The following is a 26978-nucleotide window of genomic DNA, read 5'->3' on the forward strand; positions in this document are numbered from 1 at the left end:
ACCGATAGCCTTCGGCGCATGACCGTTGCGTTCTTCTCCGGTAAGGGCCGTCGAATCGGCGTCGCTCTTGGTGCCGTGTCCGCGGGACTCCTTGTCCTGTCCGCCTGCGACAAGCCGACGCCGCTCGCCACCGTGACGGTCGGCGACACCTCGGTGAGTACCGAGGCCGCCTGCTACAACGACGGCAAGGCGCTCAAGGAGTCCGAGATCCAGGGCTGCCTCAACAAGAAAGCGGAGAAGTCCGTCGAGGTCGCGATGGACGACAAGGTCCGCTTCGGCGTCGACCCGGAGATCGCCGACCACGGATGGACCCTGTTCATCAACGGCCAGCAGGCCGAGCAGGAGCCGTACAAGAAGACCTACCGGTCCATCCCGGGCAGCGCCTTCTTCGCCAGCCAGACCGGTGAGACCACGGCGGACAAGACGCAGATCAGCATCGTCGAGGCCCAGGGCCAGAAGCTCACGGGCGTCTGGCACTTCGAGCTCAGGAAGACCTCCTGACCGCCCGGCTCCGATGACCACCGCCGTGCGCGTCCTCGTGGTGACCGCCGTTCCGGTCGAGCGGAACGCGGTCACACGCGCGTTCGGTGAACCGCGCCGGGTACGCGTACCGGGCGGTGAGGTGCACCGGGCCGGGCCGTTCGACGTCCTCGCCGGTGGCGCGGGTCCGGCGGCCGCGGCCGCCGCGGCCGCCTTCGCCCTGGCCGCCGCCCCGCCCTCGGAGCCGTACGGCCTCGTCGTCTCGGCGGGCATCGGGGGCGGCTTCGCCTCCGTCGCACCCGTGGGCTCGCTCGTCGTGTCGACCCGGATCGTCGCCGCCGACCTGGGCGCCGAGACCCCGGACGGCTTCGTACCCGTCACCGGCCTCGGTTTCGGCCGGGACACCCTCCTGCCGCCCGCGTCCCTCGTACGCGACGTGGCGGCGGCCACCGGCGCCGTCCCGGGCGCCGTCCTCACCGTGTCCACCGTGACCGGCAGCGCGGCCCGCACGGCCGCCCTGCTGGCCGCCCATCCCGGGGCCGCCGCCGAGGCCATGGAGGGCTTCGGGGTCGCGGAGGCCGCCGCGCGGGCCGGCGTACCGGTCCTCGAACTGCGGGCGGTCTCTAACACGGTGGGACCGCGCGACCGTGCTGCCTGGCATATCGGGGAGGCCCTGGCCGCGCTCACCGAGGCGTTCGGGAAGCTCGCACCTGTAGTGGAAGGCTGGACCCACCATGACCGACACGACCACGACCGTGACTGACACCGCGACCGGCGCCGCAGCCCGTCCGGAGCTGCGGATCGCCTTCTCGCCCTGCCCGAACGACACGTTCGTCTTCGACGCCTGGGCGCACGGAAGGGTCCCGGGCGCGCCCGCCCTCGACGTCACCTTCGCCGACATCGACCTCACCAACGGCATGGCCGAGCGCGGCGAGTTCGACGTGCTGAAGGTGTCCTACGCCGTTCTGCCGTGGGTCCTGGACGAGTACGCGCTGCTCCCCTGCGGCGGCGCTCTGGGACGCGGCTGCGGGCCGCTCGTCCTCACCAGGGAGCCGGGCACCGACCTGACGGGCAGGACCGTCGCGGTGCCGAGCGAGCGCTCCACCGCGTATCTGCTGTTCCGGCTCTGGGCTGCCGAGGTGGTTCCGGGCGGTGTGGGCGAGATCGTCGTCCTGCCGTTCGACGAGATCATGCCCGCGGTGCGCGACGGGCGGGTGGACGCCGGGCTCGTGATCCACGAGGCCCGCTTCACCTACCGCGACTACGGGCTGCACAGCCTCGCCGACATGGGCGAGCACTGGGAGTCGACCACCGGCCTGCCGATCCCCCTCGGCGCGATCATCGCCAAGCGGTCGCTGGGCGAGGAGACGCTGCGCCAGCTGGCCCAGGCCATCCGCACCTCCGTACGGATGGCCTGGGACGACCCGGAGCGGTCGCGCGGTTACGTCCTGGAGCACGCGCAGGAGATGGACCCGGCCGTGGCCGACCAGCACATCGGGCTGTACGTCAACGAGTTCACCGCGGACCTCGGCGAGAGCGGTTACGCGGCGGTCCGCGGGCTGCTGACCCGGGCGGCGGCGGAAGGTCTCGTGCCGCCCCTGCGCCCGGACGCGCTGGCGTTCACCGCGGCCCGCTGACGTCCCGGCCCACCTTGCACCACCGCCCCCGGCCGGGCCGGGGGCGGTGCGCGCCGTCAGACGTCGAGCTGGTCGGCGACCGCCCTCAGCAGGCCGGCGATCTTCGCGCCCGCCGCCTTGTCCGGGTACCGGCCCCGCTCCAGCAGCGGCGTGATGTTCTCCAGCACGGTCGTCAGGTCCTGCACGATCGAGGCCAGCTCGTCGGGCTTGCGCCGCTGGGCGGCGGCGACGGACGGCGTGGGATCCAGGACCACCACGGACAGGGCCTGATCACCGCGCTGGCCCGCGACGACCCCGAACTCGACGCGCTGACCGGGCTTGAGGGCGTCGACACCGTCCGGGAGCACCGAGGAGTGGACGAAGACGTCGGCGCCGTCGTCGCGCGAAAGAAAGCCGAAGCCCTTCTCCGAATTGAACCATTTGACCTTACCCGTGGGCACGTCTGTCCTCGTCCTCGTACTCGTCGGTGAGCGGCGGAGCCGGAAACGGCTCCGGATAGCAGTACAGCGGGTCCTGACGACCCGCCGGGTCCAAGGCTAGTGGCCCGGAGGCCGGAGACAAGACGTCGCCGAACGGTTCCGCCGAGCGGGGAACTACCCTGGCCGGGTGAGTACTACTCCTTCCGGCCCCGGCGACCGGCTCGTACGGGTCGGCGCGATCGTCTTCTTCATCGGCGCGCTCGCCACCCTGATCACGGTCGCACCGCTGTTCCTGGGCACCGATCCGTTCCCATCCGTCGCATATGCGGTGTGCATGCTGATGGGAGTGGGGTTCCTGATCGCCGGGGCGGGGGTGGTGCGCTCGGTGTGGAAGAACTCACCGAAGCGCGCCGCGACCCGCTAGTACCCTCCCTCAGCGCCCCGCCGCGTGGGCGCGCAGCCAGGCCGGGAACTCCGTCAGATTTGGCAGGATCACGTCGGCGCCCGCCGCCCGCAGCTCCACCGCGTCGCAGGGGCCCGTCGGGACGCCGACCGACACGGCGTTCGCGGCGCGCGCCCCGCGTACGTCCCCGATGTGGTCCCCGACGTATATCCGCGCGCCGTGCTCCAGCAGCGCCTGCGCCTTGCCCTCGGCCCAGAGCCCGCCGATCAGCACGTCCGGCGTGATGCCGAGGTGGGCGAGGTGGAGCTTGGCGTTGGGTTCGTACTTCGCCGTGACGACGAGTGCCCGGCCGCCCAGCGCCCGCACCGCCTCGACGGCCTCCCGGGCGCCGGGCATGGCGGTCGTCGGCGCGATCGCGGTGTCCGGGTAGAGCGCGCGGTACCGGTCGGCGACCCCGGCGACCGCTTCGGCGGGGAACCAGTGGGCCAGCTCGTCCTCGAGCGGCGGGCCGAGCCGGCTCACCACGAGGTCGGTGTCGATGAGCGCCCCGGTCTCGGCCGCCAGGGCGAGGTAGGCGGCCTTGATGCCGGGCCGGGAGTCGATGAGCGTCATGTCCAGGTCGAAACCGACCGTCGGGGCGGGTGCGTGCATGCCGCCATTGTGCCGAGCCGGGCGGGCGGGGGCTCCCCGCCCGCCCGGAAGGCCGGGCGGGCGGCGGCTTAGGCTTAGCCAAGCCTTACCTCTCTCGCTCTGTCCACCCCGCCCGCTCACCCGATTGGTTCCGATGGCCGTCGCACCCCGCCTGTCCGGACGCGCCCTCGCGACGGCCGCGGCCGTCGTCGCGCTGCTCGTGGCCGTCCTGCTCAGTCTCGCCGTGGGGGCCCGGTCCGTCGCCCCGGCCGCCGTGGCCGACGCCCTGCTGCACGGCGGGCACTCGGACGCCGCCGAGGTGATCCGGCAGATGCGTGTGCCGCGCACCCTGATCGGCCTGATGGTCGGCGCGGCGCTGGCCGTCGCGGGCACGGCACTGCAGGGCATCACCCGCAACCCCATCGCGGACCCGGGGATCCTCGGGATCAGCCAGGGCGCCTCGGTGGCCGTCGTACTGGCCATCGCCTACGCCGGGGTCCACACGCTCACGGGGTACGTGTGGTTCGCGTTCGCGGGCGCCGCGGTGGCGTCCGTCGCCGTGTACGCCGTCGCCGCCCGGGGGCGCGGCGGCGCCACGCCGGTCAAACTCGCGCTGGGCGGCGCGGCGATCAACGCGCTGCTGGTGTCGGTGACCATGGCCGTACTCACCACGAAGGCGTCGGCGCTCGACGAGTTCCGCTTCTGGCAGGTGGGCTCGATCGCCGGCCGGGAGGCCCAGGTCGCCCAGCAGATCTGGCCGTTCCTGCTGGTCGGCGTGGTGCTCGTCCTGTCGGTGGCGCGCGGGCTGGACGCGCTGGCCCTGGGCGAGGACGTGGCGAAGGGCCTGGGGCAGAACGTGGCGACCGTACGCGTCGTGGGCGGCGTCGGGGCCACGGTGCTCACCGGCGCCGGAGTGGCGGCGGCCGGGCCGATCGCGTTCGTCGGCCTCGCGGTCCCCCACATCGCCCGCGCGATCGTGGGCGGCGACCACCGCTGGGTGCTGCCGATGGCGGCCCTGGTGGGCCCCACCATGCTCCTCGTCGCCGATGTCGTCGGCCGGATCGTCCTGCCGCCGGGCGAGGTCCCGGCCGGTGTGACGACGGCACTGATCGGTGTCCCGTTCCTGGTCACCCTCGTACGCCGGAAGGCGGTGCCCGCATGAGCGCGGACACGGCAGTGCCCGCCCGGAAGGCCCCGGCGCCGGTGCGCCCGTCCGGCTACAGCGTCGTACGGGCCGGGAGGCGGACGGGTTTCCTGCTCCACCGGCGGGCCGCATGTGTCGCCGCCGTCCTCGCCGCCCTGCTGGCCGCCGTCTGTGTGGTCTCCCTCTGCGTCGGTGAGAGCTTCGTGGCACCGGCGGAGGTGGTGAAGGTGGTGTTCGGCCGGCCGTCGCCGGACGAACTGGTCGTGGGCACGCTGCGGCTTCCCCGTCTCGTCGTCGGCCTGCTCGTCGGCGCCGCGTTCGGGGTGGCCGGGGCGCTGATCCAGACCGTCGCCCGCAACCCGCTCGCCAGCCCCGACATCATCGGCATCAGCCAGGGCGCGAGCGCGCTCACGGTCGGGGCGATGACCTTCGGGGTCACCTCGTACACCGTTCTGCCGTACCTCTCCGTCCTCGGCGGGATCGCCGCGGCGGCGCTCGTCTACGTGTTCGCGTGGCGGGGTGGACTGCACGCCACCCGGTTCGTCCTCATCGGTATCGGCTTCGCGATCGCCCTGCGGTCGGTGACGACGCTGTTCCTGACGAAGGGCGACTACCTGGTCGCCCAGCAGGCACAGATCTGGATGACGGGTTCGCTCAACGGCCGGGGCTGGGACGAGGCCGCCCCGATCGGCTGGGCGCTGCTGGTCCTGCTGCCCGCGGTGCTGTGGGCGGCCCGGGCGCAGCGCACCGTCTCGATGGACGACGACACGGCGACGGCGCTCGGCGTGCGGCTCGGCCGCGTACGGCTGGGGCTGGTGGCCGTCGGGGTGGTCCTCGCGTCGGTGGCGACCGGGACCGCCGGGCCGGTCGACTTCGTGGCGCTCCTCGCCCCGCAGATCGCCCGCCGCGCGACCCGTACGGCGCAGATCCCGCTGCTGTCCTCCGCCCTGCTCGGGGCCGTCGTCGTGGTCCTCGGCGACCTCCTCGCCCGCAGGCTCTTCTCACCCACCGAACTGCCGGTGGGCGTCCTGACGGCGGCGGTCGGCGCCCCCTACCTCATCTGGCTGATCATCCGCGGTCACCGCGGCCGCACTGGAGGCAACGCATGAGCACGACCGGCCCCGGTTCCGTCTCCGACGCCGTACCCGTTCCGGTGCCCGGCGCCGTGACCAGCCGGCTCACGGCGCGCGGGCTGACCCTCGCCTACGAGGACCGCACCGTCGTGCACGAGCTGGACCTGGCCGTGCCGGACGGGCGGGTGACGGTCATCGTCGGCCCGAACGCCTGCGGCAAGTCGACCACCCTGCGCGCGCTCGGCCGGCTGCTGAAGCCCGCGGGCGGGTCGGTGCTCCTGGACGGTACGGAGCTCTCCCGCATACCCACCCGGAAGATCGCCCAATCGGTCGGGCTGCTCCCGCAGACGCCTGTGGCACCCGAGGCGATCACCGTCTCCGACCTCGTCGCCCGGGGCCGTCAGCCGCACCAGCACTGGTGGCAGCAGTGGTCGGAGGCGGACGAGCGCGCGGTGACGGACGCCATGGAGCGCACCGACGTCACCGCGCTCGGCGACCGGCCGGTGGACGAGCTGTCCGGCGGTCAGCGTCAGCGGGTGTGGATCGCGATGGCGCTCGCCCAGGAGACGGATCTCCTGCTGCTCGACGAACCGACGACGTACCTCGACATCGCGCACCAGGTGGAGGTCCTGGACCTGGTGCGCCGGCTGGCCGCCCCGGCGGCGGACGGTACCCGCGGGCGGACCGTCGTCACGGTGCTGCACGACCTCAACCAGGCCGCCCGGTACGCCGACCATCTCGTCGCCATGAAGGCGGGACGGATCGTCGCCGAGGGCCGCCCCGGGGACGTCGTCACCGCGGATCTCGTACACGAGGTCTTCGGCCTGGAGGCGGTCGTCGTCCCGGACCCGGTCACCGGTTCGCCGCTCGTCGTGCCGGGCGCGCCCTGGTCCCCGCCCCCGGCCACCCCCGGAGAGGCCCGCTGACCCGCCCGCGTCACGCTCGCTCCTCCCACGCCCCGCTGACACGCCCGCGTCACCCGCTCGCTCCTCGCAGGCCGCGCACACCCCGCCCGCGGTGACGGCCGCGCCGGACCTCCCCGCCGGGGGCACGTCGGACATCGGCTCCGACGGGGTCGGCGGCGAGAGCACCATCCGCGGCCGGGTCGTCGTCCCGGAGACCGCCGCGCCGGACTCCGCGCTCGACCCGGATGCGTCCTGCCGGCCCCGGCCCCGGAGTCGTCCGCCGGGGCCCTGCCCGGTCCCGGCCGGCACCGACCGGCACGGTGACGCCTTCGACGAGCCGGCGGAGCGGAGGATCCGCAGGGCCGGCCCACCGGATCAGCGTCCGAGCCGCCGCGAGCGCCACACCAGGTACAGCGCGGACGCCACCGCCGCCGTACGGACCACCACCGGCCACGTGCCGGCGATCGCGTCCCCCAGGGCGTCCTTTGCGATCGGGTCGCCCCAGCGGCCGTCCATGCGGCCCCAGAGCCAGACGAGGGCCCCGGCCACCACGACACCCGGCAGCCCCATCGCCACCCACTTCGCCTCCGCCCGCGAGAACCGGCGCGAGCTGTACGCGAGCAGCCAGCCGCCCGCAAGGGCCAGCCATGATCCCAGGACGGCGCCCGCCACCAGCAGCGCGGCGGAGAGCAGCAGCAGCGGGTGTGCGACCCGGGGCCCCGCGGCCCCCTCGGTCACGGCCCCGGCGGGTGTCCGGCGGCGCAACCGCAGGCGCGGCCGGCGGCGCCGTGGCGGCGGGGCGCTCTCCTCGGCGGGACCGGCCTCCTCCGCGGGCTCCGCAGCGTCCTCCTCCACCGGCCGAGGCGGCCCGGGAGGCCGCAGCAGCTCCGGGCTGAGCCCGCCCACGAAGCCCGGCACGGCCGTGTCCAGCGCCCCCGGACCGCCGAAGGGCTCCGGCTCGGCCTGCCACCACTCGGTCTCGTCGCCGCTCAGTCCCGCCATGTGCGGAGCCGACGCGGACGGCCAGCCGGGCAGCGGTTCCGTGTCCGGTGCCGCCGGATCCGCGTCCGGCTCCTCGGGATGCGTCTCCCGCGCCCCCGGCCGGGCTGCGTCGGGCGCTTCGGGCGCTTCGGGCACTTCAGGCCGGGTGGCGTCGGGTGCTTCGGCGTCCGGCGACGGTCCGGCCCCCGGCGACGCGCCCTTGCGGGACACGTTTTTGCGGAGCGCCGCGAGCCGCGCCCGCGGCACCGTGCGCGGCTCGGCCGCATCCGCCCCGGTGCCCGTACGCGGCCGGGGCAGCGGAGCCGTGCCCTCGCCCGATCCGGCCGCCGCGGCGACCAGTTGGTCCGGCGTGCCGAGCCGTCCGAGGATGCGCCGGACCACCGCGGGGGAGTCCGAACCGTCCGCCCCCCGCTGCCGGTCGATCTCGCCCCGGAGCGTCGAGACGAGTCTCATCCGGGCGCCGGACGACAGCTGTTGCTGCTGCGCCAGGTCACCGACCCGGCTCAGATAGTCGTAGACAAGCTGGTCGCTCTCGATCCCCACGCGAACGTTCTCCCTCTACCCGCCCTTGCCCCGACGGTAGCGTTCCAGGGGCTACCGTGGGACGGATGGGGACGACGACACCACCGCGCACGCTCGCCGAAGCCCTGCGCGCCCGGGGCGACGAGGCGCTGGCGGGGCTGCTGCGCGCCCGCCCCGACCTGCTGAGTCCCGTGCCGAGCGACATCACCCAGCTCGCCACCCGGGCCGGTACGCGGGCCTCCGTGGTGCGTGCGCTGGAGCACCTGGACCGGTTCGCTCTGCAGACCGCGGAGGCGTTGGCGGTGGCACCGGACCCGGCTCCGTACGCGACGCTGCTCGGGCTCCTCACGGGCGACGGCGCCGACGACGGCGAGGGGCGGGACGACGCCGGTGCGGCGATCACCGCGGCGCTGCCCCGGGCCCTCGGCACCCTGCGCGAACAGGCTCTCGTCTGGGGCGAGGACGAGCGCCTGCACCTGGTGCGCACCGCGCGTGAACTGCTCGCCCCCTCCCCCCAGCACCCCTCCCCCACGGGTCTGGGCCCGACCGTCGCGGAGGCGACGGCCGGCATGTCGCCCGGCCGGATCCAGGAGATCCTGGCCGCCGCCGGGCTTCCGGCCACCCACGATCCGGTCTCCGCCGTCGCCTCGCTGAGCGGTCTCTTCACGGACCGCTCCCGGATGGGCGCGCTGCTGGACACCGCCCCGGCCGAGGCCCTCTCCGTGCTCGACCGGCTGGTGTGGGGCCCGCCGTACGGCGAGGTCACCCCGCATCCGGCGCCGCCCGTGCAGTGGCTGCGCGACCGCGGGCTGTTGCTGCCCGTGTCGACGCGGACCGTCGTCCTGCCGCGCGAGGCGGCGCTGCACCTGCGGGCCGGCCGCGCCCACCGCGTACCGGAGCCCGTGCCGCCGGCCCTGGCGGCGGCGGCCGGGCGCGATCCCCAGGCTGTGGACAGGGCCGCGGCCGGACAGGCCTTCACCGCACTCTCCACCGTCGAGGAACTGCTCAAGCTCTGGGACAACGGGGGCCCGCCCATCCTGCGGGCCGGCGGGCTGAGCGTGCGCGAGCTGAAGCGGGTCGCGCACGCCCTCGACGTCACCGAGCCCGTCGCCGCCTTCTGGGTCGAACTCGCGTACGCGGCCGGTCTGGTGGCCCCGGACGGAGAGGCCGACGAACGGTACTGCGCGACGCCCGCGTACGACGACTGGCTCGACCTGCCCGCCCAGGACCGCTGGACCCGCCTCGCCACCGCCTGGCTCGCCGCCACCCGCACCGCGGGTCTGGTCGGCGGTCAGGACGCCAAGGGCCGGGCCCTGTCCGCACTCGGCCCCGAGCTGGACCGCTCGGCCGCGCCCGAGGTACGCCGCCGGGTCCTGGACCTGTTCGCCTCGCTCCCCCCGGGTACCGCCCCCGATCCGCAGACGCTGCTGGCCAGGCTCCGCTGGGAACGCCCGCTGCGGGCCTCCGCCTCCGGCAGCGGCCCGTCCTCCGGTGACACCCCCTCCGACCTGCGTTCCCGGATCGCCCTGTGGACGGTCAACGAGTCGGAGCTCCTCGGCGTCACCGGGCGCGGGGCCCTCTCCTCCCAGGCCCGCGCCCTGCTCGACGGCGGCCCGGCCCAGGCCGCCGCCCGGCTCGCCCCGCTCCTGCCCGAGCCGCTGGACCACGTACTGCTCCAGGCCGACCTGACGGCGGTCGCCCCCGGCCCGCTGGAACGCCCGCTCGCCGAGACCCTGTCGGTCCTCGCCGACATCGAGTCCAAGGGCGGCGCCACGGTCTACCGCTTCACCCCCGGTTCCGTCCGCCGGGCGCTGGACGCCGGCCTGGCCGCGGCCGACCTGCACGCCTTCCTGGCGACCCACAGCCGGACGCCCGTCCCGCAACCGCTGAGCTACCTCGTCGACGACGTGGCCCGCCGCCACGGCCATCTGCGGATCGGCGCCGCCTCCGCGTACGTGCGCTGCGACGACGAGGCCGTACTGAACGAGATCCTGGCCGACAAGCGGTCCGCCGCCCTGCGGCTGCGCCGCCTCGCGCCGACGGTCCTGGCCGCGCAGAGCGAACCGGGCGCCCTGCTGGAGGGGCTGCGCGAGATGGGGTACGCCCCGGCCGCCGAGTCCGCCGAGGGCGATGTCCTGATCGCCCGGGCGGGCGCCCGCAGGACCCCGCCCCGCAGGCCTCCCGTACCGGTCCCGGAGGGCCCGCCGGTCCCGGACGCCACCTTGCTGACCGCCGCGGTACGTGCCGTCAGGGCCGGCGACACCGCCGCCCGGGCGGTGCACCGGGACTCCCCGGACGCGGAGGCGCCCGGCGCCCTGCCCCGTACGTCCCCGGCCGAGACCCTGGCCACGGTGCAGGCGGCCGCGATGACGGGATCGGCGGTCTGGATCGGCTACGTCAGCGCGGACGGCGCGGCAAGCCAGCGGGTGATCGCCCCGGTCAAGGTCGAAGGCGGTTTCGTCACCGGCTACGACCACACGGCGGACGAGGTCCGCACCTATCCCCTGCACCGCATCACGGGCGTCGCGGAACTGGCCGACGACCAGACGGGCTGAGCAGGACGGACGCCCCCGGCCCGAACCGGACGAGGGCGGGTGCGGGGCCGGCGTCCCGCGGCCTCACCCGGTGACTCCGCCGAGGCGGGCGGCCTCGCGGAGCACGTCCACGAGCATCGGCGTGGTGAGCCGTCCGGTGAAGGTGTTGCGCTGGCTCGGGTGGTAGCTGCCGAGCAGGTGCAGCTCCTGCCGGTGGCCCGTGGCGGGCAGCACGACGTGGGTCCCGTGGCCGAAGAGGGGGCGTGGGCGCGGCACCGTCCACCCCGCGTCGGCGAGTACGGGCAGAAGCGCCTGCCAGCCGAAGCCGCCGAGGACGACCACCGCCCGCAGCCCGGGGCTGAGCAGGTCCAGTTCGGCCGCCAGCCAGGGCCGGCAGGTGTCACGTTCCTCAGGGGTGGGCTTGTTGGCGGGCGGGGCGCAGTGCACGGGAGAGGTGAGCCGCACGCCGTACAGGCGGAGCCCGTCCCCGGGGTGGAGGGAGCGCGGGGCGGAGGCGAGGCCCGCCTCGTGGAGGGCCGCGAAGAGGAAGTCGCCGGCCGCGTCCCCGGTGAACATCCGCCCGGTCCTGTTGCCGCCGTGCGCGGCGGGTGCGAGACCGACCACCGCGACCTTCGCGTCCCCGGGGCCGAAGCCGGGGACCGGCCGGGCCCAGTAGTCCTGCTCCCGGAAGGCGGCCCGCTTCACCACGGCGACCTCCTCCCGCCAGGCCACCAGCCGCGGGCAGGCCCGGCACTGCGCGACGAGCCCGTCCAGATCCCCCAGCCCGGTACTCCGGGCCGCGTGATGCGCCGGGAACCCCCGCTCCTCGGGGCCCGGCCCCCGGCCCACCTCGTCCGCTCCGTCCATCCGTCCACGCTACGTGCTGGGCGTGCCGGGGGAAGCCCAGCCCGCCCCGTGGCCGCCGACGGACCGGCTCGCCGTGGTCCGGTACCTGCCCGTCCGGGCGGGCGGTGACGGACGCTCGGCGCCTTCCCGGCGGGCGGTGACGGGCCCTCGGCGCCTTCCCGGGTCGTGTCCGCGCCTTCCCGGAACATCCCCGGAGGTGTCCGCGCCCCCCGGGATCACGCGCAAGGGACCGGCGCGGTCCGGTCCGCGCGGGAGGCCCCGGGTCCGCCCGGGAGCGCCGTCGCGGCTCCGGCGATCCGGTCCGGGGGAATAGCCGGACCCGTCGACGCCTTCTTCCACTGCCACGGTGTGACGGTCCCCGGCCTGGCACAACACCTCGCGCACAGCTCGCCGGTACTCCGGCGAGGTAGAATCTTCCGTTTCCCGCGAATGACACGGCCGGCCGCGCGCGTCCCCGGCGCACCGGCCGGAACAGCCTTCGAGCGCCGGGCACGGGGCGGAGCCCGAGCCGTCACGGGTGTGCTGTCCGTCACGGGACGACCTACTTCCGGAGGTATATGTGTCCTGCCTGATCGTCCAGAGCGACAAGACGCTGCTCCTCGAAGTCGACCACGACATGGCCGACGCCTGCCGTCGTGCGATCGCCCCCTTCGCGGAGCTGGAGCGTGCGCCCGAGCACATCCACACCTACCGGGTCACCCCGCTCGGCCTGTGGAACGCCCGAGCCGCGGGGCACGACGCCGAGCAGGTCGTCGACGCCCTCGTGGAGTACTCGCGCTACCCCGTGCCGCACGCGCTGCTCGTCGACATCGCCGAGACGATGGCGCGGTACGGCCGGCTCACCCTGTCCAAGCATCCGGTCCACGGCCTGGTGCTGACCACCACCGACCGGCCCGTACTCGAGGAGATCCTCCGCTCGAAGAAGGTCCAGCCGCTCGTCGGCGCGCGCATCGACCCCGACACCGTGGCCGTGCACCCCTCCGAGCGCGGGCAGATCAAGCAGACCCTGCTGAAGCTCGGCTGGCCGGCCGAGGACCTGGCCGGTTACGTCGACGGCGAGGCCCACCCGATCGAGCTGGACCAGAACGGCTGGGCGCTGCGGCCGTACCAGAAGCAGGCCGTCGAGGGGTTCTGGCACGGCGGCTCCGGTGTCGTCGTACTCCCCTGTGGTGCGGGGAAGACGCTGGTCGGGGCGGGAGCGATGGCCGAGGCCAAGGCGACGACACTGATCCTGGTCACCAACACCGTCTCGGCCCGGCAGTGGAAGCACGAGCTGGTGAAGCGGACCTCGCTGACCGAGGACGAGATCGGCGAGTACAGCGGTACGCGCAAGGAGATCCGGCCGGTCACCATCGCCACGTACCAGGTGCTGACGACCCGGCGCAAAGGCGTCTACCCGCACCTGGAGCTGTTCGACTCCCGCGACTGGGGCCTGGTCGTCTACGACGAGGTGCATCTGCTGCCCGCCCCCGTCTTCAAGTTCACCGCCGACCTCCAGGCGCGTCGACGCCTCGGGCTCACCGCGACGCTGGTGCGCGAGGACGGGCGCGAGTCGGACGTGTTCTCGCTCATCGGGCCCAAGCGTTTCGACGCTCCGTGGAAGGAGATCGAAGCGCAGGGATACATCGCGCCCGCCGACTGCGTCGAGGTCCGCGTCAATCTGACGGACTCGGAGCGGCTGGCGTACGCGACGGCCGAGCCCGAGGAGAAGTACCGGTTCTGCGCGACGACCGCGACGAAGCGGAAGGTCACCGAGGCGCTCGTACGCAAGCACCAGGGCGAACAGACCCTCGTCATCGGGCAGTACATCGACCAGCTCGACGAGCTCGGTGAGCACCTGGACGCCCCGGTGATCAAGGGCGAGACCACCAACGCGCAGCGCGAGAAGCTGTTCGGCGCGTTCCGGGAGGGTGAGATCAGCGTGCTGGTGGTGTCGAAGGTCGCGAACTTCTCGATCGACCTGCCGGAGGCGACGGTCGCCATCCAGGTGTCGGGGACGTTCGGGTCGCGCCAGGAGGAGGCGCAGCGGCTCGGCCGGGTGCTGCGGCCGAAGGCGGACGGGCACGAGGCCCGGTTCTACTCGGTGGTCGCGCGGGACACGATCGACCAGGACTTCGCGGCGCACCGCCAGCGGTTCCTGGCGGAACAGGGGTACGCGTACCGGATCGTCGACGCGGACGAGCTGCTCGCGGAGAGCTGAGCGGACCCCCTCGGCGAGCTGCGAGCCGACGCGCGGGGCTCCCGGCGGGCGTGAGCCCGGCTCACGCGGGGTCGGCGCGGTCCGGAACGGGGCGGGCGGAGACGGACCGGTTCGGAGCACGACGCTGTGCCGCCGGTGCCCGGCTCGTCCGCGGCCGACGCGGCACGGCTCGCACGACGCAGAGCGGCGCGGCTCGCGACGGCCCCGGCGCGGGGCGCGCGGTTCAGCGGTGACGGCGGACGACGCCCGCCTCCTCGGCGTACTCGCCGAGGACGGTCACTCCGATCGCGGTACGGACGAAGACGGCGACCGCGCGTACCGCCTCGCCGAACCGATGGCGGTCGGCGGGGGAGTGCCCGGTGGCCGCCGCCGCGCCGTGCGCGGGGCCGGTCGTGCGCGGGTTCAGGTAAAGGGTGCTCATGTCTTCCATGGTGCGCCGCCGACGCCCGGAGCGGCATCGCCCTGCGGACGGAAGCCCGCGGGGGCCCGGGTAGCCCGCAGGTCGCACGCGGTCCCCTACGGGGTGGACGGCCGGTCCCGGCCGGGAGACGGTCGCGGACAAGGCCGCTCCACCAGCCTGCCGCCCCGCCGCCCCACCGGACCGCCGCTCCACCGGCCCACCGCTCCACCGGCCCACCGCCCCGGCGCTCCACCGTCCCGCCGGTCCGCCGCTCCACCGGCCCGCCGCCCCGGCGCTCCACCGGCCTGCCGTCGTCCACGGACCGGCCCGCCCCGGCGCACGTGGCGAACCGCCCCGCCGGTTCATCGGTTCGCACCGGCGGAACCCTGTCGATAGACTCTCCGGTCTGCCCGCCTCCCGCACCGTGGTACCGGACCGCCGCACCTGAGCGTCCGGCAGCCGGGGGAGCGCCGCCGACCGGACGGAAACCGGCCTGCGACAGCCGTACGCGCCCCGGGCGCGTGCGCACCTGTGTGAACGTCCCGAGCGGACCGCGCGGTGAGCGCGGTCCGCCGTCCTGCGTTGAAAAGCCGGAGGCAACACCGTGCCCGCGCACGAAGAGACACGTAATCCCCTGGTCGGAGAGCGCGCCCATCTCGCCGAGTCCCGCGCCGCGCTGCGCGCCATGCGCGAGGACGTGCAGGCGCTCGACATCCGCGACGTCACGGCGAACTGGGTCAACGCCGCCGTCCTGCAGGCCCAGATCGACGACCGCATCAAGGCGCTCGCCGACCTCACCCACACCCCGCTGTTCTTCGGCCGCCTCGACTACCTGCACACGGTCGGCGCGCAGGACGCGGAGGGCAGCGAGGGGGAGCAGTTCTACATCGGCCGCCGCCACGTCCACGACGCCCACGGCGACCCCATGGTCATCGACTGGCGCGCCCCGGTCTCCCAGCCCTTCTACCAGGCCTCCAGGAACAACCCGCTGGACGTCGACCGCCGCCGCCGCTTCGGCTACACCGGCGGGGAACTGACCGCGTACGAGGACGAGCGCCTCAGCGACCCGTCGGAGACCGAGCGGACCAGCAAGCTCCTCCAGGCGGAGATCGAGCGGCCCCGTGTCGGCCCGATGCGGGACATCGTGGCGACGATCCAGCCCGAGCAGGACGAGATCGTACGCAGCGGACTCGGCGGGACGGTCTGCGTCCAGGGCGGTCCCGGCACCGGGAAGACGGCCGTGGGCCTGCACCGGGTCGCCTACCTGCTGTACGCGCACCGCGAGCGCCTCGCCCGTACCGGCACCCTCGTCATCGGCCCCAACCGGTCCTTCCTCCACTACATCGAGCAGGTCCTGCCCACCCTCGGTGAGCTGGAGGTGAAGCAGGCGACGGTCGAGGACCTGGTGGCGGCGCGGGTCGAGGTCCGGGGGACGGACGAGGCGGCAGCCGCCGTCGTCAAGGGCGACGCCCGGATGGCCGAGGCCCTGCGGCGCGCGATCCGCTCGCACGTCACGCCTCCGACGGAACCGGTCGTCGTGGTGCGCGGCTCGCGCCGCTGGCGGGTGCCCGCGTACGAAGTCGAGGAGATGGTCGGTGAGTTGCTGGCCCGTGACATGCGCTACGGCGCGGCGCACGAGGCCCTTCCGCAACGCATCGCGCACGCCGTGCTCGTCCGGATGGAAGAGGCGGGCGAGGCCCCCGACGACCGCGTGCAGAACGCGGTGGCGCGCAATCCCGCGGTGAAGGCGGCCGTGAAGGCGATCTGGCCGGCGGTGGAACCGGCCAAACTGGTGCTGCGGCTCCTGACGGACGCGGAGTTCCTGGCCGCGCACGCGGAGGGGCTGCTGACCGAGGACGAGCAGAAGCGGATCCTGATGGCCAAGCCCGCCCGTAGCGTGAAGTCGGCCATGTGGACGGCGGCCGACGCGGTCCTGATCGACGAGGCGGCCGACCTGGTGGCGCGTACGCACTCGCTGGGCCACGTCGTGATCGACGAGGCCCAGGACCTGTCACCGATGCAGTACCGCGCGGTGGGCCGCCGCTGCTCGACCGGCTCGGCGACCGTCCTCGGCGACCTGGCACAGGGGACGACCCCGTGGTCGACGGAGAGCTGGGAGCGGGCGCTGTTCCACCTGGGCAAGGCGGACGCGGTGGTGGAGGAGCTCACCGCCGGGTTCCGTGTGCCGCGCGAGGTGATCGCGTACGCCTCGCGGCTGCTCCCCGCGATCTCCCCGGGTCTGGCCGCCGTGGAGTCCGTACGTGAGACGCCCGGCTCGCTGGACGTGCGGGAGGTGGCGCCGGAGGCCCTGGACGCGGCGGTGGTCGCGGCGTGCGAGGAGTCGCTGCGCCACGAAGGCTCGATCGGCCTGATCGCGGCGGACGCCCGCGTCCCGGTCCTGGCCGGGGCGCTGGCCGCGGCCGGCCACCGCTCCCTCTCACCCGGCGAGGAGACGACGGCCGACTCCCGGCTGACGCTGGTCCCGGCGTCGCTGGCCAAGGGCCTGGAGTACGACTACGTGGTGCTGGACGAACCGGCGGCCGTGGTCGACGGCGAACCCGACGAACGCACGGGGCTGCGCCGCCTCTACGTGGCCCTGACCCGCGCGGTCTCCGGCCTGGTCGTCGTGCACGCGGCGCCCCTCCCGGACCACCTCGCACAGGACGACTGACCCGGACGGCTCCCGGGCCGCGCGGTGGCGCCGCACCCCCGGCCGGACGGCTGCCGGGGAGCCGGGCCCCGCGACCGGCGCACCCCGGGGGCGTCGCGGTGCGGCAGAGCCGGTCGGTCACCCAGTCTCCACCCGGGCGACGCGGCCGACGGCGCGCTGCACTGCGGCAGGATCCGGTCGGATCACCGCGGTGAGCACCCGGCCCCGCGACCGGCACACCCCGGGCGACGCAGTGCGGCAGGGGCCGATCGGTCACCACAGTGACCACCGGGCGGTGCGGCCGGCGGAGCCACGCGGTACGGCGGCAGCCGGTCGGATCACCCGGTGACCACCGGGCGGTGCGTCGCGGCGCGGCAGGGGCCGATCGGTCACCGCAGTGACCACCGGGCGGTGCGGCCGGGGGCGCCACGCGGTGCGGCAGGGGCCGATCGGTCACCGCAGTGACCACCGGGCGGTGCGGCCGGGGGCGTGTCAGCCGTCGAGCGCCGCGCGCCACTCGCGTACGGCCGCCACGTCCACGGGTCCCGACCAGCCTCCGGGACGGGCCGCGCCTCCGATGTGGAACGCGTCGATGCCCGCTTCCAGGAGGCGCGGCAGGTGGTCCAGGCGGAGGCCGCCGCCGACCATGATCTGCGCTCGGTATCCGGGCCGGCCCGAGCGGGCCGCCTCGGCCAGCAGGGTCGGGATGCCGTCGTCGACGCCGGTCGCCGCGCCGGCCGTGAGGTAGGTGTCCAGGCCTGGCATCTCGGCGAGGTGCGTGCGCAGGGCGTCGCGGTCGACGGCCCGGTCGATCGCACGGTGGAAGGTCCACGGGCAGCCCTCCAGTTCGGCCACGAGCCGCTCGACGGCGACCAGGTCCACGTGTCCGTCCCGGTCGAGGAACCCGAGGACGAACTCCTCGGCTCCCGCGGCCCGCATCTCGTGCGCCTTCTCCACCAGGATCCCGATGTCACCGGCCGCGAACCCGTCCGCCACCCTGAGCATCACCCGCAGGGGGATGTCGACGGCGGCCCGGATCCGGGCGAACACCGCCCGGGACGGGGTCAGGCCGTCGGCGGCCATGTCGGTGACCAGTTCGAGGCGGTCCGCACCACCCGCCTGAGCCGCGACCGCGTCCTCCGCGTCGAGAGCGATCACCTCCAGGACTGCACGGTTGCTCATGGGCTTCCCATTCTTCGGAGCGGCTGTTGGTATAGGTCTAGTCCATTGACCAGCCTACGGGGCGTCCCCCCGCACACGCAGCTCCCCGCAGGCACGCGCCCGCGGCATGCGGCCGGCCCGCGCGACCGGGGAGGTACCGGAGACCCGGTCTCCCCCTCTCCCTCCCCCCGTCGGGCGCGCACCAACCGGCTCTACAGTCGCCCTATGACCGACGTGCAGACGCTCCGCACCCGCTGGCAGGACACCCTTCTCGCCGTCCGGGGCCCTGTCCCGGGGCCCGACCCGCTCCCCTACGCCGACCATCTCCTGGCCCGCTGGGCCGAACCCCATCGCAAGTACCACACCACCGCTCATCTGACGCAGGTCCTGGACCATGTGGACACGCTGGCGGCCCACGCCGCCGACCCGGACCTGGTGCGCCTCGCCGTCTGGTTCCACGACGCGGTCTACCGCCCGGACCGCTCGGAGAACGAGGAGCGCAGCGCGGCACTGGCCGAGCGGGCCCTGCCCGAGGCCGGTGTCGCCGACGCGGCGACGGCGGAGGTCGCACGGCTGGTACGCCTGACCGTCACCCACGACCCGGCCGGGGGCGACACCAACGGCGAGGTGCTGTGCGACGCGGACCTGGCCATCCTGGCGGCAGGCCCGAAGGAGTACGCGGCCTACGCGGCCCAGGTCAGGGAGGAGTACGGCTTCGTCCCTGACGAGGCGTTCCGCGAGGGCCGGGCTGCCGTCCTACGGCAGCTGCTGGGCCTGCCCTGCCTGTTCCGTACGCCGCACGGGGCGGCGGAATGGGAGCCACGGGCCCGCCAGAACCTGACGACGGAACTGGAGCTGCTCCCCCGCTGAGCGCTCCCCGCGCGCCGACGCCCCGTGGATCCGAGCCCCGGCCGAACCCCCCGTGGGACGCCGGCCGGACACCGGCCGAGCCGTCCCCCGGAACAGGACCCTCACCACGCCGAACACCCGCCTCACGGGTCACGCGGCCCGCCCGGGACCCGTGACCGCAACTGAGAGCACCCGGCTCTCCCGGACCGCACCCGACCGCCTCCACCCCCGGGCCTCCTCCACCCCGCCGCAGGCGGCGCGCAATCGCCTCGCTTCCCTGCTCACCCACCGGGACAGGGGAATTCCGGGGCGTATCCACCTGTTGCCCACTGTCATGCCCGACTCCGCCCCGGCCGGCTCCGCGGCCTCCGCTCCGTCCGACTCAGCCCCGACCGCTTCCGGCCGTGCCCGTATGCCGTCGGCCGTCTACATCCTGGGCCTTTCGGTCTTCGCTCTCGGTACCAGTGAGTTCATGCTGTCCGGGCTGCTGCCACCCATCGCCGACGACATGAACGTGTCGATCCCCCAGGCCGGTCTCCTCATATCCGCCTTCGCGATCGGCATGGTGATCGGTGCCCCGCTGCTGGCCGTCGCCACGCTCCGGCTGCCCCGCCGGACGACCCTGATCGCGCTCATCTCCGCCTTCGGTCTCGGGCAGGTCGCGGGGGCGCTGGCACCGACGTACGAGGTGCTCTTCGTCTCCCGGGTGGTGAGCGCCCTGGCGTGCGCCGGGTTCTGGGCCGTGGGGGCGGCCGTCGCCATCGCGATGGTTCCGGTCGGCGCGCGGGCCAGGGCGATGGCCGTGATGATCGGCGGGCTCTCGATCGCCAACGTCCTGGGCGTGCCGCTGGGCGCGTTCCTCGGGGAGAGCCTCGGCTGGCGTTCGGCGTTCTGGGCCGTAGGGGCGGCGTCCGCCGTGGCGCTGGCCGGCGTCGTCACCCGCATCCCGCGTATCCCGCTGCCGGACCGGAAGCCGCAGTTGAGGCGCGAGGTCGCCATCTACCGGGACCGCCAGGTCTGGTTGTCCATCGTCATCACCGCGCTCGCCGCGGGCGGTGTCTTCTGCGCGTTCAGCTATCTCGCGCCGCTGCTCACCGATGTCGCCGGCCTGAGCGCGGGCTGGGTGCCGTGGGTGCTCGCGCTGTTCGGTCTCGGCGCGCTGATCGGCACGACGATCGGCGGGCGGGTCGCGGACGCGCACCTCTTCGGCGTCCTCATGAGCGGCATCAGCGCGTCGACGGTCTTCCTGGTGGCGCTGGCTCTCCTCGCCTCGAACCAGGTCGCGGTCGTCATCCTGGCGTTCCTGCTCGGTCTGTCCGCCTTCTACACGGCTCCGGCGCTCAACGCCCGGATGTTCAACGTCGCGGGTGTGGCCCCGACACTGGCGGGCGCGACGACGACCGCGGCGTTCAACCTGGGCAACACGAGCGGCCCCTGGCTGGGCGGCGCGGTGATCGACGCCGACCTGGGCTTCCCGGCGACGGCCTGGGCGGGCGCCGCGATGCTGCTGCTGGGGCTTGCGGCCGTGGCGGTGTCGCTGCGACTGGGCAGCGGCGGTACGCCCTCGCGCCGCGTGGCGGCGGGCGCACCGGCGCATGCCGTCACCGGGCAGCCGACGGACCGGACCGCCGGCGCGCAGGCATGACGGAGCGGCCGTCGCGCGCGACGGCGTGACGGAGCGGGCCGTCAGCGGGACGGCGACGGTGCGGGCCGCCCCTTCGGGCGTCGCAGTCCGGCGGCGGTGAGCCGGCGCACGATCTCCTTCGGCCCGACCTCACGCGCCCCGGCGCGTACGGCGTCGGCATAGCGGGCCTCCGGGATGTCGTAGTGGTCCCGTTCGAACGCCTTCGGCGGGCAGCCGATCGACGCGGCGAAGGCGTGCAGCTCCTCGAACGACACGTCGCTGACCAAGTGCGACCACATGCGCCCGTGCCCCGGCCAGGTGGGCGGGTCGATGTAGACGGTCACCGGCGCATGACCTCGGCGAGCGCCCCCACGGGCGCGACGGACACCATGGACTCGCCGCAGACCCAGTGCGGATCGGGGCCGAGTTCCGGCTCGACCTCCAGCGCGTGGGGTCCGCCTTCCCTGCAGACCGGGCACAACGGCCAGCGGCCGTACCGTTCCAGCAGGGCGTCCTGGACGTCCTGGGCTATCAGACCGGTGACGAAGGCCGCGCCCTCGGGCCACTGCTCGACCCACCACCTGCGATGGGTCACCGCGTCCTCGACCAGCGAGACGATCCCGGCGTCGGCCACGTCTCCCGCGACCAGATCCGCCATCACCAGTGCCCGCGCCGTGTGCAACTCCCGCTCCACCCCGTCCACCTCCATACCCCCATTGTCCCCCGGCGGCCCCGCGAGCCCCCGGTGGCCGACGGGACTGGTCGGTGGGCCGGGCCGGTGGGGAATTACGGACGCCCGAATCGGGCATATCGCTCCCGATTCCACCCTCCACCCCCCGTGGGGCCACGGGGGATTGACGGGAGGACGGGGCGGAAATAACTTTCAGGGGTGACCAATGACGTGAAGGAAAGTTTCAGCGCCGATTCGCCTCCCGCGCCCGCCGCGCTCGCGGCCAAGGTGCGGACCCTGGCACCGTCCATGACCCGCTCCATGCAGCGGGTCGCCGAAGCAGTCGCCGGGGACCCCGCAGGGTGCGCCGCCCTCACCGTCACGGGTCTCGCCGAGCTCACCGGCACCAGCGAGGCCACCGTGGTCCGCACGGCGCGCCTCCTCGGCTACCCCGGGTACCGCGATCTTCGCCTGGCCCTGGCGGGGCTCGCCGCCCACCAGCAGTCCGGGAGGGCGCCGGCCGTCACCGCGGACATCGCGGTCGACGACCCGATCGCCGATGTCGTCACCAAGCTCGCCTACGACGAGCAGCAGACCCTCGCCGACACCGCCGCCGGTCTCGACACCGTCCAGCTCGGCGCCGCGGTCGCCGCCGCGGCGACCGCCCGCCGCATCGACATCTACGGCGTCGGCGCCTCGTCCCTCGTCGGCCAGGACCTGGCGCAGAAGCTCCTGCGCATCGGCCTGATCGCCCACGCCCACACGGATCCGCACCTCGCCGTGACCAACGCCGTGCAGCTCCGCTCCGGCGACGTGGCCATCGCGATCACACACTCCGGTTCGACGGGGGACGCCATAGAGCCGCTCCGGGTCGCCTTCGACCGGGGGGCGACCACGATCGCGATCACCGGCCGCCCGGACGGACCGGTCTCGCAGTACGCCGACCACCTCCTGACCACGTCCACCGCCCGGGAGAGCGAGCTGCGTCCGGCCGCCATGTCGAGCAGGACGAGCCAGCTGCTCGTCGTCGACTGCCTTTTCATAGGCGTCGCCCAGCGCACGTACGAAACGGCCGCACCGGCACTGGCCGCCTCCTACGAGGCGCTCGCCCACCGCCACGCCCCCCGCAGCCGCTGACACCGCCGGACCGCCCGGCCAGGACCCTCACGCACGCCCGCGCCCCGCGCGCACCGCACGCCCGCACCCGCACCCGCACCCGCACCCGCTGAACCGTACGAGCACGAGAAAGCAGAGCCGCTGTCCATGACCTCGACCACCGACCCCAGCGCCGGACCCGGCACCGAACCCGACGGCTACGGCGAGCTGCGCGCCCAGCTCGACACCCTCACCACCGAGGCGTTCCGCCCGGAGCTCGCCGAGATCGACCGGCTGCCGACGCGGGAGATCGCCCGGATCATGAACGGCGAGGACAGCACCGTCCCCGCCGCCGTCGCCGAGAAGCTGCCGGAGATCGCCGCCGCGATCGACGCCACCGCCGAGCGCATGGCGCGCGGTGGCCGGCTGATCTACGCGGGGGCGGGGACGGCGGGCCGCCTCGGTGTCCTCGACGCTAGCGAGTGCCCGCCCACCTTCAACACCGACCCGTCCGAGGTCGTCGGCCTGATCGCGGGCGGCCCCTCCGCCATGGTCAAGGCCGTGGAAGGTGCGGAGGACAGCAAGGAGCTGGCCGCCGCGGACCTGGACGGGCTGGGCCTCACGGCGGACGACACGGTGGTCGGGATCTCCGCCTCCGGCCGCACGCCGTACGCCATCGGGGCGGTGGAGCACGCCCGCCGCCGAGGCGCACTCACCCTCGGCCTGTCCTGCAACGCGGACTCGGCGCTCGCCGCGGCCGCCGAGCACGGCCTGGAGATCGTCGTCGGCCCGGAGCTGCTCACCGGTTCCACCCGGCTCAAGGCCGGCACGGCCCAGAAGCTCGTCCTCAACATGCTGTCGACGATCACGATGATCCGACTCGGCAAGACGTACGGAAACCTCATGGTCGACGTGCGCGCTTCCAACGAGAAGCTGCGCGCCCGCTCCCGCCGGATCGTCTCCCTCGCCACCGGCGCCTCCGACCAGGAGATCGAGGCCGCCCTCGCCGCCACCGACGGCGAGGTGAAGAACGCCATCCTCACCATCCTGGGCGGGGTCGACGGCCCCACCGCCGCCACGCTCCTGGCCGATGCGCACGGCCATCTCCGCGCCGCCCTGGCGGCCGTACGCACCACCTGACGCACTACTCCCCCGCACAGCAAGGCACCACGCACCATGGCTACTGAAGACAAGAACCGCGCCACCGCCGCCGCGATCCTGCCGCTCGTCGGTGGCGCCGCGAACGTCAGCTCGATCGCCCACTGCATGACCCGCCTCCGGCTGGGCCTGCACGACCGCTCCCTCGTCGACGACGAGGCCCTGAAGGCGGTCCCGGCCGTGATGGGCGTGGTCGAGGACGACACGTACCAGATCGTCCTCGGCCCGGGCACGGTCGCCCGGGTCACCCCGGAGTTCGAGCAGCTGGTCGAGGAGGGCCGCGCCTCCGGGGGAACCGCCGCCGGCCCCGCGGAGGACCTCGCGGACAAGGGGGCGGCCCTCAAGGCGCGGCAGAAGGCGAAGAACGCCACCCCGTTCAAACTGTTCCTGCGCAGGATCGCGAACATCTTCGTCCCGCTGATCCCGGCCCTGATCGGTTGCGGCATCATCGCCGGCCTGAACGGCCTCCTGGTGAACCTGGGCCAGCTGACCTCGGTCACCCCGGCCCTGGCGGCGATGGCCTCCGGCTTCATGGCGCTGATCGCGGTCTTCGTCGGCTACAACACGGCGAAGGAGTTCGGCGGCACGCCGATCCTGGGCGGCGCGGTCGCGGCGATCATCGTCTTCCCCGGTGTGGCGAACGTCCACGCCTTCGGCCAGACGCTCTCGCCCGGCCAGGGCGGCGTCCTCGGCGCCCTGGGCGCCGCGGTCCTTGCGGTGTACGTCGAGAAGTGGTGCCGCCGCTGGGTCCCGGAGTCCCTGGACGTCCTGGTCACGCCGACCCTGACGGTGCTGGTCTCCGGCCTGGTCACGATCTTCGGCCTGATGTACGTGGCCGGTGAGGTCTCCTCCGCCATCGGCACCTTCGCCGACTGGCTGCTCTCGACGGGCGGTGCCGGCGCGGGCTTCGTGCTCGGCGGCTTCTTCCTGCCCCTGGTGATGCTGGGCCTGCACCAGGCCCTGATCCCCATCCACACGACCCTGATCGAGCAGCAGGGCTTCACCGTACTGCTCCCGATCCTCGCCATGGCCGGCGCGGGCCAGGTCGGCGCGGCTGCCGCGGTCTACCTCCGTCTCCCCCGTAACGAGTCGATCCGCAGGACCATCAGGTCCGCCCTGCCCGCAGGGCTGCTGGGCGTCGGCGAGCCGCTGATCTACGGCGTCTCGCTGCCCCTGGGCCGCCCGTTCGTCACCGCCTGTGTGGGCGGCGCGTTCGGCGGTGGCTTCGTGGGCCTGTTCAACCAGCTGGGTGACTCGGTCGGCTCCACAGCCATCGGTCCGTCCGGCTGGGCCCTGTTCCCGCTCCTGGACGGCAACCACGGGCTGGGCTCCACCCTCGCGATCTACGCGGGCGGCCTGCTCGTCGGATACGTCGCGGGCTTCGTGACGACGTACTTCTTCGGCTTCAGCAGGTCCCTGCTCGCGGAGTTCGACGTCCCCCAGGGCACGGCCCACGACACGCCGACGGCCACCGGCCCGGCCGCCGAGGGTGGTTCCCCGGCCGAGGAACCCGCCGGGGTCTGACCGGGAAACCCCTGCGCGCGAGGTTCCGCGCGGCAGGACTTCCGGACCTCATGAGGGGAGCCGGGAGCGTGCGGAACAATTTTCCGAGCATCCATGTGTAGGAAATTACTTGCCGGGCATCAGATGTCTCGGAGGTTGATAACCATGGTCCCCTTGCTTCTCGTTCTACTTCTCGCCCTGATCCTTTTCGGTGCCGGTTTCGCCCTCAAGGCGCTGTGGTGGATCGCCGTCATTGTCCTGGTGGTCTGGCTGATCGGGTTCTTCGTCCGCCCGACCGCGAGCGGCGGCCGCCGCGGCCGGTGGTATCGCTGGTAGAACCCACTTTTACCAGCACCGATGGAAGTGGCCCGGACCCCGGTGGTCCGGGCCACTTCCTGTGCCGCGCCCTTTTGGCGAGGCACGAGGTATGACTCCTCGAACAGAGGGCATGCGAACTGATGAACACCGAATAGCGCCGTCGAGAAAGGAGCCGATAATGAGCGACCACCTGTGGGGTTATCAGCCGACAAGCGGTCACACAGCGGGCGCCGAACTGACCGGTTACACGGTCGAAGCGACGGACGGGAGTATCGGAAAGGTCGACAAGCATTCCGACGATGCGGGCGCCGCCTACCTCGTCGTCGACACCGGGGTCTGGATCTTCGGTAAGGACGTGCTGCTTCCGGCGGGTACAGTCCGGGCGATCGACACCGAGAATCGGACGATTCACGTCGACCTGACCAAGGAGCAGATCAAGAACTCCCCGGAGTTCGACAAGCACAAGCACGCGGGTGACCCGGGCTACCACACCCAGGTCAGCAGCTACTACGGCAGCCACCGCCCCGTGTGAGCGTGACGCACCATGATCAGAGGCGGGGCCGGCTCCGAACGCGGAGCGGGCCCCGCCGTCATGTGCGTCAGGACTCCGCAGGCCCTCGCGCACCAGGACGTCGCCCTCGGTGAGTGGACGGCTCACGGGCCGGCAGCACGCAGGCGGGCCGTGCGGAGGCACCCCGTCCCGGCGCACGCTCCTCGCCCCGACGGGCCGGCCCCGCGCGAGGAACACACCGGACCCGCCGCCCCGGCCCGGCCCGTCACCGCGGCAGCTGCCCTTCACGGTTGATCTCCGTCACCCGCGCCCGGAGCACGAGCCCCGGCGGCGCCGGCCGGACGGCCTCCGGCGGGCAGTCCCACTCCGCGCCGCCGCCCGGGGGACGCAGCTGTACGTACGGTCCGACCCGGCCCATCACGCGGCCCACCCGCCCGTCCCGGGCGTCCATGGCGAACGTGCCGGGCTCCGGCGTACACGGTTCAAGCCCTTCAACTGTCATGGGCGGCCTTCGCTTCCAGCTCCGCACTCAGCCGCAGCGCCGTCTCGATCGAGCACCGGCCGAGATCGACCAGCGGCATCGGCTCGTTGCCCGCGCACGAGACCGGGTCGACTCTCAGCGACGGCAGTTTCACCCCGACCCCCGCGAGCCCGGCCCTGAGCCGCGCCACCGCGTCCTCCGCCGCCCGCACTCTGCCCGCTGCTTCTCTGCGCCGTTCCGTAGCCGTCATCATGATCTTCCCCATTTCCACGCTGCGTAGCGGCTATGCCTACTCAGCGTGTCCAATTCCCCGCTCCGGGCCTCACCCACCCCGCCGTCCGGCCGTACCCGGCCGCCGGGCGCACCGACTGCGGTGAACACCGAGCCGCCGCCCCGCCGCACCCCGCAGGGGAACGAGGCCCGGGCCAGGGGACGTTGCCGGAGCCGGCGCTCCGCGGCCGAACGCCCGTGGCCATGGCCCCGGGTGTCGCCCGGCGCTCCGAGGGCGGACCCCGCGCTCGGGTACGCCTGCCGAAACCACCGGTGGGGAGGACAGTTCGGTGCGGGGTGGTGACTTTCGTCGTCGGCCGTCGCGACCAATGGCGACGGCGGGGGCCGGGGGGAGGTCTCTACCGTGGGCGTGTGACTCGTGTGGATTCCATGGCCCCCGCAACACCCACGTCCCAGGCACCGGAGGTGAGGGTGCGACGGGTGCCCTGGCCGGCGGTACCGTGGCACGCCC

The 26978-nt window shown here is 73.9% G+C and carries 27 protein-coding genes; 17 read left to right on the top strand and 10 right to left on the bottom strand.

The window, feature by feature from the left end; all coding sequences use genetic code 11:
* The first annotated feature begins 18 nt into the window (after positions 1-18).
* Genes BA175_RS12260 through BA175_RS12270 form a run of 3 tightly spaced genes read left to right on the top strand, consistent with a single transcriptional unit; the run spans position 19 to position 2117 of the window.
* On the top strand, positions 19-501 hold the full coding sequence (locus BA175_RS12260; protein WP_069171325.1) for a DUF2771 domain-containing protein: 483 nt from the start codon (positions 19-21) through the stop codon (positions 499-501).
* A gap of 25 nt (positions 502-526) precedes the next feature.
* Positions 527-1243: a futalosine hydrolase gene (locus tag BA175_RS12265; protein WP_069172070.1), complete on the top strand. Its 717-nt coding sequence runs from the start codon at positions 527-529 to the stop codon at positions 1241-1243.
* Positions 1215-2117 carry a 1,4-dihydroxy-6-naphthoate synthase gene (locus tag BA175_RS12270; protein WP_069171326.1) on the top strand — a complete coding sequence of 301 codons (903 nt, stop codon included), beginning with the start codon at positions 1215-1217 and terminating at the stop codon, positions 2115-2117. The genes BA175_RS12265 and BA175_RS12270 overlap by 29 nt, the downstream gene beginning before the upstream one ends.
* A 56-nt stretch (positions 2118-2173) precedes the next feature.
* Here the strand turns inward: BA175_RS12270 and BA175_RS32120 are convergent, their stop codons facing one another.
* A complete protein-coding gene (locus tag BA175_RS32120) occupies positions 2174-2557 on the bottom strand; it encodes a cold-shock protein (RefSeq protein WP_069171327.1) in 384 nt (127 codons plus the stop codon).
* Between the two features lie 166 nt (positions 2558-2723).
* Between BA175_RS32120 and BA175_RS12280 the strand changes: the two genes are divergently transcribed.
* Positions 2724-2960: a hypothetical protein gene (locus BA175_RS12280; protein WP_069171328.1), complete on the top strand. Its 237-nt coding sequence runs from the start codon at positions 2724-2726 to the stop codon at positions 2958-2960.
* Positions 2961-2969: 9 nt separating this feature from the next.
* Here the strand turns inward: BA175_RS12280 and BA175_RS12285 are convergent, their stop codons facing one another.
* Positions 2970-3590 (bottom strand): HAD family hydrolase, encoded by a 621-nt coding sequence (locus BA175_RS12285; protein ID WP_069171329.1) that lies wholly within the window; start codon positions 3588-3590, stop codon positions 2970-2972.
* Positions 3591-3723: 133 nt separating this feature from the next.
* Between BA175_RS12285 and BA175_RS12290 the strand changes: the two genes are divergently transcribed.
* From BA175_RS12290 to BA175_RS12300, 3 genes are read left to right on the top strand one after another with little or no spacing between them, the layout of a single operon-like run.
* Positions 3724-4731 carry a FecCD family ABC transporter permease gene (locus BA175_RS12290; RefSeq protein WP_069171330.1) on the top strand — a complete coding sequence of 336 codons (1008 nt, stop codon included), beginning with the start codon at positions 3724-3726 and terminating at the stop codon, positions 4729-4731.
* The gene (locus BA175_RS12295) at positions 4728-5822 is read left to right on the top strand and encodes a FecCD family ABC transporter permease (protein WP_069171331.1); all 1095 of its coding nucleotides are present in this window, start codon (positions 4728-4730) and stop codon (positions 5820-5822) included. Before BA175_RS12290 ends, BA175_RS12295 begins: the two co-directional genes overlap by 4 nt.
* Positions 5819-6712: an ABC transporter ATP-binding protein gene (locus BA175_RS12300; RefSeq protein ID WP_069171332.1), complete on the top strand. Its 894-nt coding sequence runs from the start codon at positions 5819-5821 to the stop codon at positions 6710-6712. Before BA175_RS12295 ends, BA175_RS12300 begins: the two co-directional genes overlap by 4 nt.
* A gap of 354 nt (positions 6713-7066) precedes the next feature.
* Here the strand turns inward: BA175_RS12300 and BA175_RS12305 are convergent, their stop codons facing one another.
* Positions 7067-8236: a hypothetical protein gene (locus tag BA175_RS12305; protein WP_069171333.1), complete on the bottom strand. Its 1170-nt coding sequence runs from the start codon at positions 8234-8236 to the stop codon at positions 7067-7069.
* A gap of 65 nt (positions 8237-8301) precedes the next feature.
* Here BA175_RS12305 and BA175_RS12310 point away from each other — a divergent pair, with 65 nt between their 5' ends.
* Complete coding sequence (locus tag BA175_RS12310; protein WP_069171334.1) at positions 8302-10770, top strand: helicase C-terminal domain-containing protein; 2469 nt, start codon at positions 8302-8304, stop codon at positions 10768-10770.
* Between the two features lie 63 nt (positions 10771-10833).
* Here the strand turns inward: BA175_RS12310 and BA175_RS12315 are convergent, their stop codons facing one another.
* Positions 10834-11616, bottom strand: coding sequence for a uracil-DNA glycosylase (locus BA175_RS12315; RefSeq protein WP_069171335.1), 783 nt, complete (start codon positions 11614-11616; stop codon positions 10834-10836).
* Positions 11617-12175: 559 nt separating this feature from the next.
* Here BA175_RS12315 and BA175_RS12320 point away from each other — a divergent pair.
* Positions 12176-13816 carry a DNA repair helicase XPB gene (locus BA175_RS12320; RefSeq protein ID WP_079159508.1) on the top strand — a complete coding sequence of 547 codons (1641 nt, stop codon included), beginning with the start codon at positions 12176-12178 and terminating at the stop codon, positions 13814-13816.
* A 223-nt stretch (positions 13817-14039) separates the two neighbouring features.
* On the opposite strand, the gene BA175_RS12325 is transcribed toward BA175_RS12320, so the two are convergent.
* The gene (locus tag BA175_RS12325; RefSeq protein ID WP_069171336.1) at positions 14040-14237 is read right to left on the bottom strand and encodes a hypothetical protein; all 198 of its coding nucleotides are present in this window, start codon (positions 14235-14237) and stop codon (positions 14040-14042) included.
* 583 nt (positions 14238-14820) lie between these two features.
* On the opposite strand from BA175_RS12325, the gene BA175_RS12330 reads away from it, so the two are divergent.
* Positions 14821-16887, top strand: coding sequence for a HelD family protein (locus BA175_RS12330; RefSeq protein ID WP_069171337.1), 2067 nt, complete (start codon positions 14821-14823; stop codon positions 16885-16887).
* Positions 16888-17358: 471 nt separating this feature from the next.
* Here BA175_RS12330 and BA175_RS12335 read toward each other — a convergent pair whose 3' ends face one another.
* Entirely contained in the window at positions 17359-18048 is a 690-nt protein-coding gene (locus BA175_RS12335; RefSeq protein WP_069171338.1) for a copper homeostasis protein CutC, read from the bottom strand.
* A gap of 204 nt (positions 18049-18252) precedes the next feature.
* On the opposite strand from BA175_RS12335, the gene BA175_RS12340 reads away from it, so the two are divergent.
* A complete protein-coding gene (locus BA175_RS12340) occupies positions 18253-18897 on the top strand; it encodes an HD domain-containing protein (RefSeq protein ID WP_069171339.1) in 645 nt (214 codons plus the stop codon).
* A gap of 391 nt (positions 18898-19288) precedes the next feature.
* A complete protein-coding gene (locus tag BA175_RS12345) occupies positions 19289-20521 on the top strand; it encodes a Cmx/CmrA family chloramphenicol efflux MFS transporter (protein WP_107407583.1) in 1233 nt (410 codons plus the stop codon).
* Positions 20522-20562: 41 nt separating this feature from the next.
* Here BA175_RS12345 and BA175_RS12350 read toward each other — a convergent pair whose 3' ends face one another.
* On the bottom strand, positions 20563-20844 hold the full coding sequence (locus BA175_RS12350; RefSeq protein WP_069171341.1) for a DUF4031 domain-containing protein: 282 nt from the start codon (positions 20842-20844) through the stop codon (positions 20563-20565).
* The gene (locus tag BA175_RS12355) at positions 20841-21209 is read right to left on the bottom strand and encodes a hypothetical protein (protein WP_069171342.1); all 369 of its coding nucleotides are present in this window, start codon (positions 21207-21209) and stop codon (positions 20841-20843) included. Before BA175_RS12355 ends, BA175_RS12350 begins: the two co-directional genes overlap by 4 nt.
* Positions 21210-21389: 180 nt before the next feature.
* On the opposite strand from BA175_RS12355, the gene BA175_RS12360 reads away from it, so the two are divergent.
* The 5 genes from BA175_RS12360 to BA175_RS12380 all read left to right on the top strand — a co-directional run bounded on the left by BA175_RS12360 (position 21390) and on the right by BA175_RS12380 (position 25776).
* Entirely contained in the window at positions 21390-22307 is a 918-nt protein-coding gene (locus BA175_RS12360; RefSeq protein WP_069171343.1) for a MurR/RpiR family transcriptional regulator, read from the top strand.
* 126 nt (positions 22308-22433) lie between these two features.
* Positions 22434-23405: an N-acetylmuramic acid 6-phosphate etherase gene (gene murQ / locus BA175_RS12365; RefSeq protein ID WP_069171344.1), complete on the top strand. Its 972-nt coding sequence runs from the start codon at positions 22434-22436 to the stop codon at positions 23403-23405.
* A gap of 36 nt (positions 23406-23441) precedes the next feature.
* Positions 23442-24947, top strand: coding sequence for a PTS transporter subunit EIIC (locus BA175_RS12370; protein ID WP_069171345.1), 1506 nt, complete (start codon positions 23442-23444; stop codon positions 24945-24947).
* A 144-nt stretch (positions 24948-25091) separates the two neighbouring features.
* Complete coding sequence (locus BA175_RS12375) at positions 25092-25262, top strand: hydrophobic protein (protein WP_069172072.1); 171 nt, start codon at positions 25092-25094, stop codon at positions 25260-25262.
* Positions 25263-25422: 160 nt separating this feature from the next.
* On the top strand, positions 25423-25776 hold the full coding sequence (locus BA175_RS12380; RefSeq protein WP_069171346.1) for a PRC-barrel domain-containing protein: 354 nt from the start codon (positions 25423-25425) through the stop codon (positions 25774-25776).
* 244 nt (positions 25777-26020) lie between these two features.
* Here the strand turns inward: BA175_RS12380 and BA175_RS31735 are convergent, their stop codons facing one another.
* Positions 26021-26257 (bottom strand): hypothetical protein, encoded by a 237-nt coding sequence (locus tag BA175_RS31735; protein ID WP_069171347.1) that lies wholly within the window; start codon positions 26255-26257, stop codon positions 26021-26023.
* Complete coding sequence (locus BA175_RS12390; RefSeq protein WP_438947328.1) at positions 26247-26501, bottom strand: hypothetical protein; 255 nt, start codon at positions 26499-26501, stop codon at positions 26247-26249. The genes BA175_RS31735 and BA175_RS12390 overlap by 11 nt, the downstream gene beginning before the upstream one ends.
* Positions 26502-26978: the final 477 nt, after the last annotated feature.

Origin of the sequence: Streptomyces griseus (assembly GCF_001715295.1) — a bacterium.
GTDB classification, from domain to species: domain Bacteria; phylum Actinomycetota; class Actinomycetes; order Streptomycetales; family Streptomycetaceae; genus Streptomyces; species Streptomyces griseus_G.